A 13,776-nucleotide genomic window follows, 5' to 3' on the forward strand; every position below is an offset into this window, starting at 1 on the left:
CAGACGACGGAGCTTATTTCAGCGGAGGCCTCGCGTCCCAGCGAAGTAGCGCTCCGCGCCATGACGGGGCGGGCGGCGCAGGACCGCCCGCGCCAAGACGCCTATACCTACATGAATCGTCGGCTCGTCCATGGCTGTTTCACAGCCTCCTCCAGCTCTGGACAAATCAGTTGACGGCCGTCTGGCGCGATGGAACCGTTTCCGGAAGGAAACAGCCCGCGAGCAGAAACCATGAACCAAGTCAGGACAAACGTGGTTCGGCGGCCTTATGGTCGCAGCTTCGTCCATGCCTGTGTGGTGGCGGCCGTGCTCATCGGCGTGCCTTTGGCTGTCCAGGCCCAGCCGTCTCCTGGCACGGCGCCCGTCCAGGCGCCCTCGGCTGAAGCCCCGCGGGCGAACCCGCTCTACGCACGAATGAACTCGATCCGCCTTTCGGTCGACTTCCTCAGTCTGCCCGAAGACGCTGCCCAGACCTGTGGCCTCAATACGTCCAATCTCCAGGCTGCGGTGGGCACTGGCTTCAGGGACACGGGCGTTCGGCTTCTCGGCGCGGTGCCGCCCCCCAACTTCCCCGAGGCGGAGTGGGTGGCCATGCCGGAGCTCATCGCGACGGCGAGCGTGCTTCGCTCCGAGGACACCTGCTACGTCTCCTTCCAGCTGCTGCTTCTGGCCCCTTCCGCGGGAGCAAGATTGAGCGCCACCGGAGTGCAGGTGACGCAGGGCTTCATGCTGCTCTGGATGCACAGCGGCGCGACACGGAAACCGTTCAACGAGGCGAGCGCCGAAGTTGAGACCATGGTGCGCGAAGCCGCGGAAGACCTTGGGCAGGACATCGCCCGGGCAAATGTCGCGAGCCCAGGTGGAGCGGCCAGGGCGCCTGCACCTGCTCCGGCACCGGCAGCGGCGGTCAGCCCACCGCCGGCAGCAGCCATTCCTCCTGCTGCCACGTTGCAAGCTTGCCCGGAGCGTTGGCGCGATCTTGGCAGTTCCGCACCGGCGCGCCTCGAGTGTCTCTGCTCTGCTGACGCGATCGCGCGGACCAGCACGGTGTGGGGCACGGATGTCTACACGGATGACTCGGCTCTCTGCCGCGCCGCTCTGCATGCTGGCGCCGTTCCGGTCAGCGGCGGCCGTGTGACCGTCTTGCGTGAAGCCGGAAGGACCACTTACGCGGGCTCCACGCGCAATGGGGTCGCGACGAGCAACTACGGAGAGTGGAACGGCAGCTTCCGCTTCGAGGAAAGGGTCACTCGCCCTCCCGAGATGGCCGCCGCGCCTGCGCCTGCACCGCCCCGATCGCCCGGCAAGGCGAAGTTCCCGCCAGCGGGTCCAGCGCGCCCAGGTGGCCCTGCAGGTCCGAAATGATAGGTGAGGTGGGACGGATATCGCGGAGGTGATCCCAGTCCAGGACGCGGCATGGTGGTTCGGATTCTGTGCCACCATCGATGCGAACAAACGGCCGAGCCACCCTTCTCTCATCCGCTGACGGGATTGGGGCGGATCGTTCCGGGACAATTTCAGGTGGGAAGGACAGATGCTGTCCACGGCAGGATGACACGCCACAGCTTGGCGCTCGGGACGGCTGGCTGGAGTATTCCAAAGCAGCACGCGCCCGCATTCCCCGCTGCCGGCACGCATCTGGAGCGCTATGCAGCCCGGTTTTCGGCCGTCGAGATCAACACGTCCTTCTACCGCCCCCATCGCGTCGCCACCTATGAGCGCTGGGCGGTGAGCGTCGCGCCGGGGTTCCGCTTCTCGGCCAAGATCCCAAGGACGATCACGCATGAGCATCGGCTGATCGGCGCGGAAGAGCCACTCGTGCGCTTTCTTGGCGAGGTACAGGCACTTGGCGACCGACTTGGGCCGCTGCTGCTTCAGCTGCCACCCTCGCTCCGGTACGACGAGGCAGTGGCGGTGCGATTCCTTTCGGATCTTCGGGCTCGGTTCGCGGGCGATGTGGCCTGCGAACCGCGCCACCCAAGCTGGTTCACAGACGCCGTGGAGGCGAGGCTCCAGGATCTTCGGATCGCGCGCGTCGCCGCCGATCCTGCGGTGGTTCCGGAGGCGGCCGAGCCCGGCGGATGGCGCAGCCTCACCTATCGGCGCTTGCATGGATCGCCCGAGATCTATCGCTCCCGCTATTCAGTCGCCGCGCTCGACGAAGTCACCCTGCGCATCCGCGGAGAGCAGGATGCTGGCCGGACCTGCTGGTGCATCTTCGACAACACGGCGCTCGGCGAGGCCACCGCGAACGCGCTGGAGCTGCTGGACCGTGTGTAATTCAGCCGGATTCCTTCGTGTCCTCCTCCTTGTCGGCGGGAGCTGCCTCCCGCTCCGGTGACGTGCCGATCCCCAGCAGGCCCGCGCCGCGGTCCATGGCGGAGGCGACGTTCTCAGCCATGATGGACGCGGCCTCTGCCGTGACCTCGACGGCCGCCACGACGGGGGCGGTCACGAAAGCCACCACGGCCGAGGCGGTTTCGGCCATCGGGGTCACGCTCGGCGCGGCCTCCATGGGCGCTGGCTGTGCCTCTGTCGGGTTCGGTCGACGCGCACGGCTCTTGGGGGACCTGACCGGCTTCATGCGTGCGGGCGTGGCTGCCGGTGACTTTCTGGTCCTGGCTCCGGTACTGGATGCCTTGGCCTTGGCACTGCTGCCAGTGGTGGTGCGAGCGGATTGAGCGCTGCCGCGCCTCGATGCTCCGGTCCCTGCCTTGGTCGCCGTTGTGGAGGTTCCGCCTCGCGTTGAGGTGGCCCCCGTCTGGGCCTTGGGCGCGGCTACACGGCTGGGTCGAGACGTGTCCGGCTTGGCACGGCTCGTCGTTGCGGCCTTCGGGGTAGCGCGTCGTGCCGGCGCCGCGGCTGCGCGCGCCTTGGGCGTTGCAGGCTTGGCGGTCGCTCGCCGGCTGGTGGCAGCTTCACCCGTCCTGCTCTTTGCCGGTGCGCTGCGGGTCTTGCCGGCGCCTGTCGCCTTGGTTGCGGAGGCTGTCTTGCTGGTGGATTTCTGGCCCGTCCGCCCTGCCGCGCCGGCTGAGGCGGTGGTGCGCTTTCCGGCAGCCGCCTGGGTGCTCCGCCTGGATGTCACTTTTGTCTCGCTTCGGGCGCTTGATGTTCCTGCGCGCGCCGGCTTCCTCGCCGTCGAGGCTGCCGCTCGACGCGGCCGGGTCGCTGCGCTGCCGGCCTTCTTCGGCTTGTCCTCATCACGTGGGGTCTTCGCCATGGGATGCCTCTGCTGCACGAGTGGGGCGCCCGGCGCTCCGAGTGCCAAGCGCATGGTATCTAACGCTTGAAAGCCTCGGTGGATGAACAAATCCGAAATCGGGGGCGTTGCCCCGAGCCATGATGGCGCCCCAGACGTTCGGACGCCGTGTCTCCTTCCCAGAATGGGTCGATTCACATCGTGATTCCAGGTGTTTAGACTCATGCGATGGCCCGATCCCTCCGCACGCACCAGCGCCGCATCCTCGGGGTCGTGCGGGCGATCGCGTCGGGCGAGGCTGCGGGGCTGCGGGACATCCTCGCCGCGGTGACGCCGGGCGGAGGCAAGAGCCTTCTGCCTGTCCTGGCGGCGAGCGAGTTGGTCCGGGCCGGGATCGTGGACCGGGTGTGCTGGGTCGTGCCGAGGGACAGCCTGCGTCTGCAGGCCGAGGAAGCCTTCGCGGATGGCGGCTGGCGCAGCGAGCTGGGACACGGCCTTTCCGTTCGCGCGGCCGAGAACGCGCCCGACCCGTGCCGGGGCCTCGCGGGCTATGTGACCACCTACCAAGCAATCGCCGCCGCGCCTGAGCTGCACATGCGCGAGCTCGCCGCCCACCGCTATCTGCTGGTGGTGGACGAGATCCATCACCTGCCGGCGCTCAGCGATGCCGAGCCCTCGGGAGAGGTGGGGGAGGGGGCCTGGGCCTTGGAGCGCGAGGCGTCCTGGTCGCGCGCCCTGCTGCCGCTGCTGGAGCTGGCGCGGGTCCGCCTGCTGCTCTCGGGGACGCTGATGCGCGCGGATGGGCGACCCATCCTGTGGCTCCCTTACGGCAAGGGCGCTTCGGACCGGACGCGCGAGGTAGATCTTCGCGCCTCGGGCTGGGCCGTCGTCGGCTATTCCCGCGCCGAGGCCCTGCGGGAGAAGGCCGTCCTGCCGGTCACCTTCGGTGCCGTGCAGGGGGAGGCCTCTTGGATGGAGCCGGACGGGCCGGCGGTGGGCCCGCACAGCCTCGATGCCGACTTCGAGACGACGCGCCCTGCCTTGTTTACGGCTTTGCGGACCGAGTTCGCGCTGCAACTGCTGGATCGCGCCTTCGATGAGACGCGCATGCTGCGGGCGGAACGTCGGCGGCGGCTCGGCCTCACGGCCAGGGATGGCGGGAAGGGGTTGGGCAAGCTCCTCGTGGTTGCGCCCGATCAAGCGCAGGCGCGGCGCTATCTCGATCACATTCGGGGGCGGCTGCCCGTGGCGCGGCGTCTCGTGGATGCGCGACTTGCCACCTCGGACGAGCGGGATGCGCAGGAGACGCTGGCCAGCTTTCGCCTCCTGCCCGAGCCCGCCTGCCTCGTGACCGTGGCGATGGCCTATGAGGGGCTGGATGCTCCGTCTGTCTCGGTGGTGGCGGCGCTGACCCATATCCGCTCGCGCCCCTGGCTGGAGCAGATGATCGCCCGCGCCACGCGGATCGACCCCCATGCCGGACCGATGGAGGAACAGCGGGCGTTGGTCTTCCATCCCGACGACCTGCTGTTTCGTGCCTTCCGTCGGCGCATCGAGACTGAACAGGGCACGGTGGCGCGGCGGCCCGACGAGGGCAGGGGCCAGCGCCTCCCGGATTGGCTGCGGCAGGAGCTGGAGGAGGAAGGGCGCCACGGCATCGTGCCGCTCTCCTCCAACGCCACCGGTCTGCGATGGGAGAAGCTGGCGGCGGGGCCCAGCTTTCACCCCAGCAGGACCCAGCACGCCACCACCCCTGCACCGCTTCTGGGCTCCCTTGAGTCCGAGGCGATGGGCACGACCCCATCCAGCCTGGAGCGACGGCTGCGGCATCAGGTCGGCGAGATGGTGGCGGCCCAGGCCGTGGAGGACGAAGCCGCACTGCGGGCCCCGCGCGGCGACGGCACTTATCACCGCTACAACGCTGTCCTGAAGCGGGTGATGGGCAGGGGCAGGGGGCTGATGACCCTGGCCGAGCTGGAGGCCACCCTGGGCTGGCTGGAGCGCAATCGCCTCGCCGACCATTTGCACCTGGTGGAAGGTGACCCCCGTTACGCGCACCGGGCGCGGCGCGTGAACGAGGCCGAGCGGCGGCGCCTGGCTTCAGAGGGGCAGGGGGCGCTGGATGCAAGCAAGGCCCAAGCCGAGTTCTGGCGGCCGCCTGCGGGGAAGCCCGACACCAGGGCGCGACGGCGGGGATAGGCTGGGCCGCATATCGAGGCGCTTGGTGAGCCCTCGGCTGCTTCCGACGGGCTGCGCGTTATCCTCGACGGCTCGCGCAATCCATTGGCCTGCCGCGCGATAGGCTGACACAAGCCAGGGGCGGCCTGTCACCTACGACGGCCGAAACCGCGGGCCGGGTCCATACTGCAAGCCATGAGCACCTGTGAGCCGAAGCGGATCAGCTTGCAGCGGCAAGGGTGCGTTGCGCGACGCCGCGTGGATTACGCGGCGTCTAGGCCGGTTCGCAGAATTCGTAGCCTGCGATGTCGTCGCGCTGCCAGCGTCGGGCTGCCTTGCGCACCACTCCGCCGGGCAGATGGAGCACGGCCGTCGACGGTGCCGCTTCCGGGTGGAGGAGGTGGATGCGGGCGCCCGTCGCGGAGAGGTCCAGGACGACGCAAGCTTGACTGCGTTCCTCGGCGACCATCCTGCCGCCGCAGATCATGCGCGTCCGGGCAACGCGTCGCAGTTCTGGCGTTCGTCCCATCGGGGTCTCGTGCAAGGAACGGACCCTGGTCGAGGTCTTCTGCACTTCTGGTTGTCTCCTGCCCTGGGGGGGTGGGCACAAGCCACAGCCAGGAAAAGCATGCGATCCGCTGCGACCGCTCCATTCCTGAGCCGGGGTGGCTATAGAGGGAAGGTTAGGGAGGCCTCCGGGAGAAAACAACGACTGATTTGCGGTCTGGCTTTTTTCCTCTACCGGCCTGTCGTCGGGTTATACCTCGCGCAGGAAATCCTCCTGCCAGGCAGGGGCTCGGCGGGAGGGCCCTGTCGCGGACGGGGGATGAGCCATTTGCATTCGAAGAAATGTTTAGGTGGTGGGCAATGCGCCATGCAGTTTCCCGGCTGGGGGCTGAGCCGGCCCAGGCGGCCGTCCCATGGGTGCATTCTTGGGCGCCGCTACGGCGTTCATCAAACATGCGCCCGCCCTGTGGCCTCGTTCTGACCCTCGCCGCCGTGACGCTTTTGGCGTGCCGGGAGGACCCGCCCCAGGAAAGGGGAGCAGCCACCGATCCACGCCTGCAGGCCGCTCACGAGGTCGCGGAAGCCCGCCTGCGGGAACGACTGCGCGCAACGGGCGGGCAGCAATCGCGCGGCGTACAGGCCTTCGCCCAGGCCATCCCGAACACCTTCGCCGTCTGCGGACGCGTCTCCGGCAGTGCAAGCGAGCCACTGCTGCCGTGGGTTGCCGTCGTGAACGCGGAAGCCGGGGCACCGCAGGTCACCAGCTTCGTGCTGGGGGCTAGCGGACCCGAGGCGACCCGTGTGTTCACGGAGATGGTCGATCGTTGCTTCGAGGGCGGTGGTCCGCCCGTCGGGCGCACGGCGGCACGGCCACTGCCGCCCCTGCCGACGCAAGCTGTGCCAGAAGCCCCACCGGCCACGGCCAGCAACGCGCCCGCTTCCGCCTCACCGGCGTCCACAGCCGCGCCCACAACAGCGGCTGCGGCTGCACCTTCCGTCCGAAGCGTGGTGACGTCGGCCCGCAATGGCGCAAACCTCCGCTCCTCGCCGCAAGGCGGCCAGGTCCTGCGAGTCGTTCCACGCTCAAGCACGTTGCAGGTCTTCGGCGAGGCACCCGGCGGATGGTATCAGGTCGGCCAGAACGGCACCGCGTGGGGTTGGATTCATTCCTCCGTGCTGGAGCGGACGGACCGCTGACCGGCCCACTGGCGCTTCAACTCGAAGGCGCTGTTCGCCAGGAGTGTCGCGTTCCCTAGGAATGGCACAGATTTCACGTTGACTTAGCCAGCCTGCGTTTCCCTCAACACCTCACCGCGCCCAAGCCAAAACCGGATTAGCAGAAGCGGTATCGGGTGGGGGGAATTACCGGGAGTTGTGGAAAACTCAGCATTCTCGCCGGAATTCGGAAAGCGTGAAGCGGAGATCGCTCCAAACAGAAAAGTTTCCTTTCTTGCGCGATGATCTCTGTTGTTCTTTCGGATAACCGAGCGCCATCTCCTGAGTTATGCGCTGGTCGGGCGTAGCGCCCTTCATACTTTCGAGGAGACCGGCGTGCCTCAGCCCGTTTCTCGCTTTGCTAGTGCGGCGCCCATTCCGACTGCGCTGCGTCGGGCGGTCCCGCGGCTGTACAGGAAGCTTCAGTCCCTCACGGTCGCTGCCACCGTTCTTCTGCTGCCCGTGGCCGTTTCTGAGGCCGAGGCAGCGTCTTCCTCGCAGGCTCGTTCGGGCGCAGCACATAGCGAACGCACGGTGACGCGAGACCGGGCCGGTGTGCGGCAGAGACGGGCGGTCGTGTCTGCCCGCGTCGAGGCGCGCAGGACGCAGACCCGAAGGGCGCCCGTGAATCCGCGAGCGGCTTCGCCAGAAGTCGCGCGCAACCGCGTGCTTCATGCTTTCATCGTGGCCCAGGACGCGACGGGCCTGAGTGCAGCGTTCCTCCAGCGTATCGCGGACCGCGAAAGCAACCTCAACCCTAGGGCAAGGAATCCCAGTTCGTCCGCGACGGGCCTGATGCAGTTCACGACCGACACCTGGCTCGAGGCAGTGCGTGACTTCGGCCCGCGTCACGGCCTCCAGGCCCATGCTGCTGCCTTGAAGACCGATCAGGAAGGAGGCATCACCGCCCGAGATCCGCGAGCGCTGCGCCACATCCTCAGGCTCCGGGAGGACCCACGCCTCTCGGCTCTGCTGGCGGCGGAAAGGCTTCGAGCCGCGCGCCCGCGCCTGGAGGAGGCGTTGGGACGTTCCGTCGAGCCGGCTGACCTGTATCTCGTGCACCTGCTGGGCGTAACCGGCGCGCGGCGTTTTCTTGCCGCCATCCGGACGAATCCCGAAGTGACGGGTGTTGCGGTCGCAGGAAATGCGGTGCGCACCAACATCAATGTCTTCGTCCGGGCCGGGCAGCCATTGTCTGTTGCGCGTGTCTATGAGGATATCCGACAGGTCTTCGCGTCCTTGAGGGTCACGCGGGTGTAGCGCGCAAGCGATTGCGCCGTCTGCGCTGCGTCGAAGAGTTAAAGGCGCATGGTGCACGGTGCCGGCCACCTCGCTATCCTCGGTACTGTGTCTCGCGTCCTCAGCAGTGATACTCTGAGGGCAAAGGCCGGTCACGCCCGCTGTGGACCTCAGTCTATTTCTGAGATGCCAAGCGGGATGGGTCCCACTGCCTTTGCCGCGCGCACTGCGTTCAGAACCGTCGCTAACATGACACGTGCCGCGACGGCGCCCAGGAGCATCATGTCGCCTGCCTTCCCGCTGCGCCCCATCGCAAAGGCGAAGATCGTGTCGCCATTCCAGAGCGTGTGGATTGGATCGATCGTTCGCGCCAACCCATCATGCCTGGCACCCGCAGGGCGCCGGCACTGCGTCTTAGTCAGAACCGCATCCGTGCCAAGCACGCCGATCGCGGTTGCTGTCCCGGTCGCCATGAAGGGTGGGCGCTCGCCGCTCAGCATGGCTGCGGTGGCGCTCCGGGGCTTGCTGGCGACCGGATCGCGCATCCCGGCGATGACCCGCCCGGTGGCCGGACCCACCACATCGCCCACCGCATCGACCGGGACAATGGCGCCGAGCGTGATTCCATCTACCGTTGCAGAGGCGGCGCCGATGCCGCCCTTCATGGCGCGCTCGATGCCGAAGTGTTTGCCCACGGTCGCACCGGTCCCGGCGCCAACGGTGCCCGTGATGATGGGCAGATCCGCTGTCTGCGGCCAGTGGCCAGTCCGTTGCCAGTCGGCGCACCGCTTGGGGCAGTGGATGTTCAAGCTTGAACTCGCGTGAGTTCAGTCAGCCAAAGGCTCCCGCCGCTTCCTTCACACTTCGGAGGGGCGCACTTCGTTGCACCTTCTGTCAGCGGCGGAGAGCCAAGTCAGAAGGCACAGCGTGACCGGTCGACGACGAGAGCTACCGGACCCCTGCGGCGGTCCGGGGAACCTGTCGCAGCGACGTGCAGCCGCGCTTGGGTAGTCACGCCATCTCGGTCGCGCTCTCTGCCGTCGTCGGATCAATCACCCGCTCAATCTTGCTGATGCGGTTTGCAGGAAAGCCACCGCGTTCTGCATGTTCGCGGATCATCGCCTCATTCGGGGCCATGTAGACGCAGTAGATCTTGTCGCCGGTCACGTAGCTCTCGATCCATTGGATCTCCGGTCCCAGCGCGCGCAGCACATCGCACGAGGTCTTTGCTGCGCCCCGCATGTCCTCATCCGATGCTGCTCCGATACCAACCATTTCCCGCTCGATGATGAACTTTGGCATTGCTCGCCTCCGGTTCTCGACTTGGGACGACATCAAGCGCCGCCATCGCGCGTCGCGGCCGGCGCCCCACAAGCCTATTCCCCTCATCTCCCGTGACACAAAGGCTTTTGTTGTGACGCAATGCCTCTTGACCGCGGCCAATTTTTTCTTGCAGCGCAGCAATCTGCCTCAGGCGCCGCGGCACAAAAATGATTGCTTGGCCTTATGCGAACGCCATAGCATCAGGCGCAGTGGTCGGCCTCGCGCCGGAACCTGTGATCTCCACGCGCGACCCGGCGTCTGACCGCCCGCTCCATCTGGCAGCGACGGAAGCGTCGCGCGAGCAAAGGAGGTCCATGGCCATGACGCGCATCAACTGGCGCCTCCAGGGCGACTGGATCAAGAATTGCAGCTGCGCCTTCGGCTGTCCCTGCGACTTCAACGCTCGCCCAACGCAGGGCTGGTGCAAGGGCATGCTGGGCATGCGGATCGAGAACGGGTATTTCGGTGACGTTCGCCTTGATGGCATCAGCTTCTTCGTTGTCGTCGATTTCCCAGGTCCGCTCCACGAAGGCAACGGCGCGGCGCAGGCGATCATCGACGAGCGCGCCACAGCTGAGCAGCGAGACGCGCTCTTCCAGATCATATCTGGAAGGAACTCGGCCGAAGGGACGCTCTTCCACATCTTCACGTTGATCTGCTCGACGATGCACGATCCGATCTTCGCGCCCATCGAGGTCGCGTTCGACATGGATGGGCGCACGGCGCGCGTTTCGATCCCGGGCGTGCTGGAGACGGAAACCCAGCCCATCCGCAATCCGGTCACTGGCGCGCCGCACCGCATCCAGGTGGTGATGCCGGAGGGGTTCGAGCACATCAAGGCTGAGATCGCCAGTGCTCGCATCGAGAGCACAGGCGCCATCAACTTCACCGTGGCGGAAGGCCACAGTTCGCTCGCGCGGGTCGAGCAAACTCCCGAAGGCGTCGCCGCCTGAGCACGTGGTGGCCGACGCACAGGGCGGTGCGCCCCGGAGCGGGATTGTGAGCCGGACTGGATCGCTGGACCGGATGCTGCGCCGCGACAGGGGGATTGCGGCCGCCGCGCTTGCCACCGTCATCCTCCTCGCCTGGGGCTATCTGATCCTCATGGCCGGAATGCCGATGGAGATGGCGCCAATAGCGGGCGCCACTTCGATGCCGGCTCCTTGGTCAGTTGGCCAAGCCGCGATGATGCTGCTCATGTGGGCGTTGATGATGCTCGCAATGATGCTGCCGAGCGCGGCGCCCATGATCCTGCTTTATGGCGCCATCTCGCGCCGCCAGCATCCCGAGGACGGATCGGTGGGAGGGCGGATCTTCGTTTTTGCGTTGGGCTATCTTGTGGTTTGGCTTGGCTTTGCCCTTGTCGCCACCGCGACGCAGTGGGGCCTGGAGCGTGCCATGCTGCTCTCCCCTGCGATGGCGACGGGTAGCACGGTGCTCGCGAGCGTCATCTTCGTTGCAGCCGGCGCTTACCAGTTCACGACGCTGAAGCAGGCATGTCTTCGTCACTGCCGCTCACCCCTGGAGTTCCTCGCAAGCCATTGGCGCACTGGGATGGCCGGAGCCTGGGGCATGGGACTGCATCATGGCGCCTACTGCGTTGGATGCTGCTGGCTGATCATGGGGCTGCTTTTCGTGGGGGGCGTGATGAACCTCGCTTGGATCGCTGTCCTCGCGCTGTTCGTGCTGCTGGAGAAGACCTTGGCTGCTGGACACCTTGTGGGGCGCGTCATGGGTATTGGTCTGGTCGCCTGGGGGACCGTGCAGTTGGTGGCGGCTTTCGTTTGAGGGGTCTTGCTTCTTCTCACTTCTCGATCCGGGCAAGCCGCAGCGACGTGGCGGGGGCGGCGTAGGACAATCGATATGACATCTGTACGGTCGGGCAAGCACAGGGTCCTAGGGGGCAAGGAGCGGCGACCATGTCCGGTGCCGCTCCTGGCCGGAATGCGAGATGGGGGACCTGCGCGGACAGGCGGGGCCGATCTCGCCGTGAATGACTTCAGATAGTGCCGGTCGTGAAGGCATGCACGGCGGGGAGGGGGCTCACCCGATGGAGGAGCCGATGCGCTGGCCCACCACGCCGCCGGCGGTGGCGCCCAGCACGCCGCCCACAGCTGCGCTCGCGGCCGTCGCGGCGCCTGCAGTGCCGACCTCGGCGATGATGCCGGCCAACACGGGCCCCGCTGCCAAACCGCCCGTCACAGCAGTGACCGCTCCGCCGACGATGATCCCGACACCCAGGCCGATGGCACCGAACAAGCTCATGCCGCCGGAGATCGCGTCCAGCTGTGCCTCGTCCATGGCGATTGCGGGCGTAGGGGCAATGATCTGGGACATGGGAATGATCCTTTGCGTCTGTTCCCCGATTGCCAGGGTGAGGTCAGGATATCGAAAGCCTTCCATCGCTGGAGACGATTGGACGTATCGTGGCGATTGGCGACGTCTATCGTGGGTGGGGAAGCGCCGTGCAGCGCATCCTGCGCCAGAAGCTCGGCATGGTGACCTAAGGGCCGGCTCTCTCCCGGCGGGTCTGCCTTAGACAGTCAGGTGGTGGTCCAGAAACCGTGCCACTTCGTCGTGATACTCTCGCGTCTCGGGAGCTTCGGGATCGGCCATGTACTGGACGTGTGACTGGCCCTCCCAAAGCTGCAGCTCGGCCTGGACCCCTGCATCGCGCAGCCTTCGGTGCATCCGTACCGTGTTGGACAGGTAGAGGTCGCGTGTCCCGCTGGTCAGGATCGCTGGTGGGAATCCCTCCACCGCGCCGTAGGCCGGCGACAGGAGCGGATCACGCGGGTCACGCCCGGCGGCGTAGAGTTGCACTGTCGCGGCGACGAAGCCCTCATGAGTTCCCAGCACATTGTCGATGCCTGCGTGCGTGGCGAGGCTGTCGCCAGCGCCGCTGAGATCGACGGTGGGCGAGCCGGTGGCGATGGCGCCCGGCATCGGCAGACCCTCCGCACGCGCGCGCAGGAGAGTCACGTATACCAAGCTGCCTCCCGCCGAGCTGCCGAACAGGCCGATCCGACGTGCATCCGCCGTTTCGAGCAGGGCGCGGTAGGCGGCGAGCGCATCGTCAGGCGCGGCGGGAAAGGGGAAGTCCGGCGGCATGCGGTAGTCGACCGAGATGACGCGGAAGCCGGCTAGGCCGGCCATCAGTATGGCCTCGCGCGTTCCCGCCTCGCCGCCATTGAAGACCCGCACTCCGCCGTGCAGGTGGAGCAGCACCACGTCCTTGCGATGCTGTTGGACCGCCTTCGGCGTGACAAGGAAAGCACTGACGCCGCCAAGGGCCGTGGGCTCCACGGTCACGCCCAGCCTTTCGCGGAGCGCGGGGAGAGAGGCGAGGACGTTGCGGTTCGCTGCTTCGATCCGGGCCTTCCACGCTTCCGTTGAGCTTGGCACGGTGTTGAAGGCCGGGTCGAGCGGGCGGGCGATGAGTGCCTGCATGCGCACGCTGACCGTGGCCGGGACGGGGAGCCGACGCACGGGCACGTAGCGGCCGTTCGCGCCGCCGGCGATCTGGCCCAGTGGATGAATCTGCTCCATGCGCGTTCTTCCTGCAGCTCCGCCGCGGTCGAGGTGACTGCGGTGGGGCAAGGCTAACAGCCCATCCGAGAAGTTTGTTTTCACGCTGAGGGCCTTGCGGCTAACCGCCGAAGCATGATGCGGATCATGGCCATGCGGACGAAGGCGGCGGCGATGCGGCAGTGCCGCTCGAAATCGCGGGCCAGACGCCGGTTGCGGCTGATCCAGCCGATGCTGCGCTCCACGATCCAGCGCTTCGGCAGCACCACGAAGCGGTGGCGGTCGCATCGGCGGGCGATCTCCATCTTCCACACGCCAGTACGGGCAACGACAGCAGCCATCTTCGGCCCTCCATAGCCCGCGTCGCCGATGATGCGCTCGACAAAGGGGAACAGCTTGCGCGCTTGCCGCAGCAGTGGCTCGGCACCATCACGGTCCTGCACGTTGGCTGGGTGAACGACAACACCGAGCAGCAAGCCCAGCGTATCGGTCAGCAGGTGACGCTTGCGGCCGGCGACCTTCTTGCCCGCGTCATAGCCGGACGGATCAAGCGTAGAGCCCCTTTTTGCGCCGCCTTCGCCGTCTGG

14 protein-coding genes are annotated in these 13,776 nt (G+C 67.0%); 7 read left to right on the forward strand and 7 right to left on the reverse strand.

What is annotated here, in order from left to right:
• Nucleotides 1-231: 231 nt before the first annotated feature.
• Nucleotides 232-1,365: an LCCL domain-containing protein gene (locus tag JTJ31_RS11840; protein ID WP_207538867.1), complete on the forward strand. Its 1,134-nt coding sequence runs from the start codon at nt 232-234 to the stop codon at nt 1,363-1,365.
• A gap of 201 nt (nt 1,366-1,566) precedes the next feature.
• On the forward strand, nt 1,567-2,280 hold the full coding sequence (locus JTJ31_RS11845) for a DUF72 domain-containing protein (protein ID WP_408015407.1): 714 nt from the start codon (nt 1,567-1,569) through the stop codon (nt 2,278-2,280).
• 1 nt (nt 2,281) lies between these two features.
• On the opposite strand, the gene JTJ31_RS11850 is transcribed toward JTJ31_RS11845, so the two are convergent.
• On the reverse strand, nt 2,282-2,497 hold the full coding sequence (locus tag JTJ31_RS11850; RefSeq protein WP_207538869.1) for a hypothetical protein: 216 nt from the start codon (nt 2,495-2,497) through the stop codon (nt 2,282-2,284).
• 930 nt (nt 2,498-3,427) lie between these two features.
• Between JTJ31_RS11850 and JTJ31_RS11855 the strand changes: the two genes are divergently transcribed.
• Nucleotides 3,428-5,398, forward strand: coding sequence for a DEAD/DEAH box helicase (locus JTJ31_RS11855; RefSeq protein ID WP_207538870.1), 1,971 nt, complete (start codon nt 3,428-3,430; stop codon nt 5,396-5,398).
• 253 nt (nt 5,399-5,651) lie between these two features.
• Here the strand turns inward: JTJ31_RS11855 and JTJ31_RS11860 are convergent, their stop codons facing one another.
• Nucleotides 5,652-5,906, reverse strand: coding sequence for a hypothetical protein (locus tag JTJ31_RS11860; RefSeq protein ID WP_207538871.1), 255 nt, complete (start codon nt 5,904-5,906; stop codon nt 5,652-5,654).
• Between the two features lie 431 nt (nt 5,907-6,337).
• On the opposite strand from JTJ31_RS11860, the gene JTJ31_RS11865 reads away from it, so the two are divergent.
• Together JTJ31_RS11865 and JTJ31_RS25200 are read left to right on the forward strand one after the other, a co-directional pair.
• Nucleotides 6,338-7,081 carry an SH3 domain-containing protein gene (locus JTJ31_RS11865; RefSeq protein ID WP_207538872.1) on the forward strand — a complete coding sequence of 248 codons (744 nt, stop codon included), beginning with the start codon at nt 6,338-6,340 and terminating at the stop codon, nt 7,079-7,081.
• A gap of 642 nt (nt 7,082-7,723) precedes the next feature.
• Nucleotides 7,724-8,359, forward strand: coding sequence for a transglycosylase SLT domain-containing protein (locus JTJ31_RS25200; RefSeq protein WP_207538873.1), 636 nt, complete (start codon nt 7,724-7,726; stop codon nt 8,357-8,359).
• 149 nt (nt 8,360-8,508) lie between these two features.
• Here JTJ31_RS25200 and JTJ31_RS11875 read toward each other — a convergent pair whose 3' ends face one another.
• Complete coding sequence (locus JTJ31_RS11875) at nt 8,509-9,147, reverse strand: P1 family peptidase (RefSeq protein WP_207538874.1); 639 nt, start codon at nt 9,145-9,147, stop codon at nt 8,509-8,511.
• Between the two features lie 202 nt (nt 9,148-9,349).
• Nucleotides 9,350-9,640, reverse strand: a complete 291-nt coding sequence (locus JTJ31_RS11880; protein WP_207538875.1) for a DUF4242 domain-containing protein — start codon at nt 9,638-9,640, stop codon at nt 9,350-9,352.
• A gap of 341 nt (nt 9,641-9,981) precedes the next feature.
• Here JTJ31_RS11880 and JTJ31_RS11885 point away from each other — a divergent pair, with 341 nt between their 5' ends.
• Together JTJ31_RS11885 and JTJ31_RS11890 are read left to right on the forward strand one after the other, a co-directional pair.
• A complete protein-coding gene (locus JTJ31_RS11885; protein WP_207538876.1) occupies nt 9,982-10,614 on the forward strand; it encodes a DUF1326 domain-containing protein in 633 nt (210 codons plus the stop codon).
• A 73-nt stretch (nt 10,615-10,687) separates the two neighbouring features.
• Nucleotides 10,688-11,449, forward strand: coding sequence for a DUF2182 domain-containing protein (locus tag JTJ31_RS11890; RefSeq protein ID WP_207538877.1), 762 nt, complete (start codon nt 10,688-10,690; stop codon nt 11,447-11,449).
• A gap of 255 nt (nt 11,450-11,704) precedes the next feature.
• Here JTJ31_RS11890 and JTJ31_RS11895 read toward each other — a convergent pair whose 3' ends face one another.
• The 3 genes from JTJ31_RS11895 to JTJ31_RS11905 form a co-directional block, all read right to left on the reverse strand.
• Complete coding sequence (locus JTJ31_RS11895; protein ID WP_207538878.1) at nt 11,705-11,998, reverse strand: hypothetical protein; 294 nt, start codon at nt 11,996-11,998, stop codon at nt 11,705-11,707.
• Nucleotides 11,999-12,196: 198 nt separating this feature from the next.
• Complete coding sequence (locus tag JTJ31_RS11900; protein WP_207538879.1) at nt 12,197-13,210, reverse strand: alpha/beta hydrolase fold domain-containing protein; 1,014 nt, start codon at nt 13,208-13,210, stop codon at nt 12,197-12,199.
• A gap of 80 nt (nt 13,211-13,290) precedes the next feature.
• On the reverse strand, nt 13,291-13,776 hold a 486-nt coding region (locus JTJ31_RS11905; RefSeq protein WP_207538880.1), incomplete at its 5' end, for an IS5 family transposase.

Source organism: Sabulicella rubraurantiaca, assembly GCF_017355885.1.
Taxonomy (GTDB): Bacteria; Pseudomonadota; Alphaproteobacteria; order Acetobacterales; family Acetobacteraceae; genus Roseococcus; species Roseococcus rubraurantiacus.

Coding starts and splice junctions, on each gene's coding strand:
- JTJ31_RS11860 (WP_207538871.1), bottom strand. CDS start 5,906: ATGGGACGAACGCCAGAACTGCGACGCGTTGCCCGGACGCGCATGATC.
- JTJ31_RS11890 (WP_207538877.1), top strand. CDS start 10,688: ATGCTGCGCCGCGACAGGGGGATTGCGGCCGCCGCGCTTGCCACCGTC.
- JTJ31_RS11840 (WP_207538867.1), top strand. CDS start 232: ATGAACCAAGTCAGGACAAACGTGGTTCGGCGGCCTTATGGTCGCAGC.
- JTJ31_RS11865 (WP_207538872.1), top strand. CDS start 6,338: ATGCGCCCGCCCTGTGGCCTCGTTCTGACCCTCGCCGCCGTGACGCTT.
- JTJ31_RS11855 (WP_207538870.1), top strand. CDS start 3,428: ATGGCCCGATCCCTCCGCACGCACCAGCGCCGCATCCTCGGGGTCGTG.
- JTJ31_RS11900 (WP_207538879.1), bottom strand. CDS start 13,210: ATGGAGCAGATTCATCCACTGGGCCAGATCGCCGGCGGCGCGAACGGC.
- JTJ31_RS11885 (WP_207538876.1), top strand. CDS start 9,982: ATGACGCGCATCAACTGGCGCCTCCAGGGCGACTGGATCAAGAATTGC.
- JTJ31_RS11880 (WP_207538875.1), bottom strand. CDS start 9,640: ATGCCAAAGTTCATCATCGAGCGGGAAATGGTTGGTATCGGAGCAGCA.
- JTJ31_RS11895 (WP_207538878.1), bottom strand. CDS start 11,998: ATGTCCCAGATCATTGCCCCTACGCCCGCAATCGCCATGGACGAGGCA.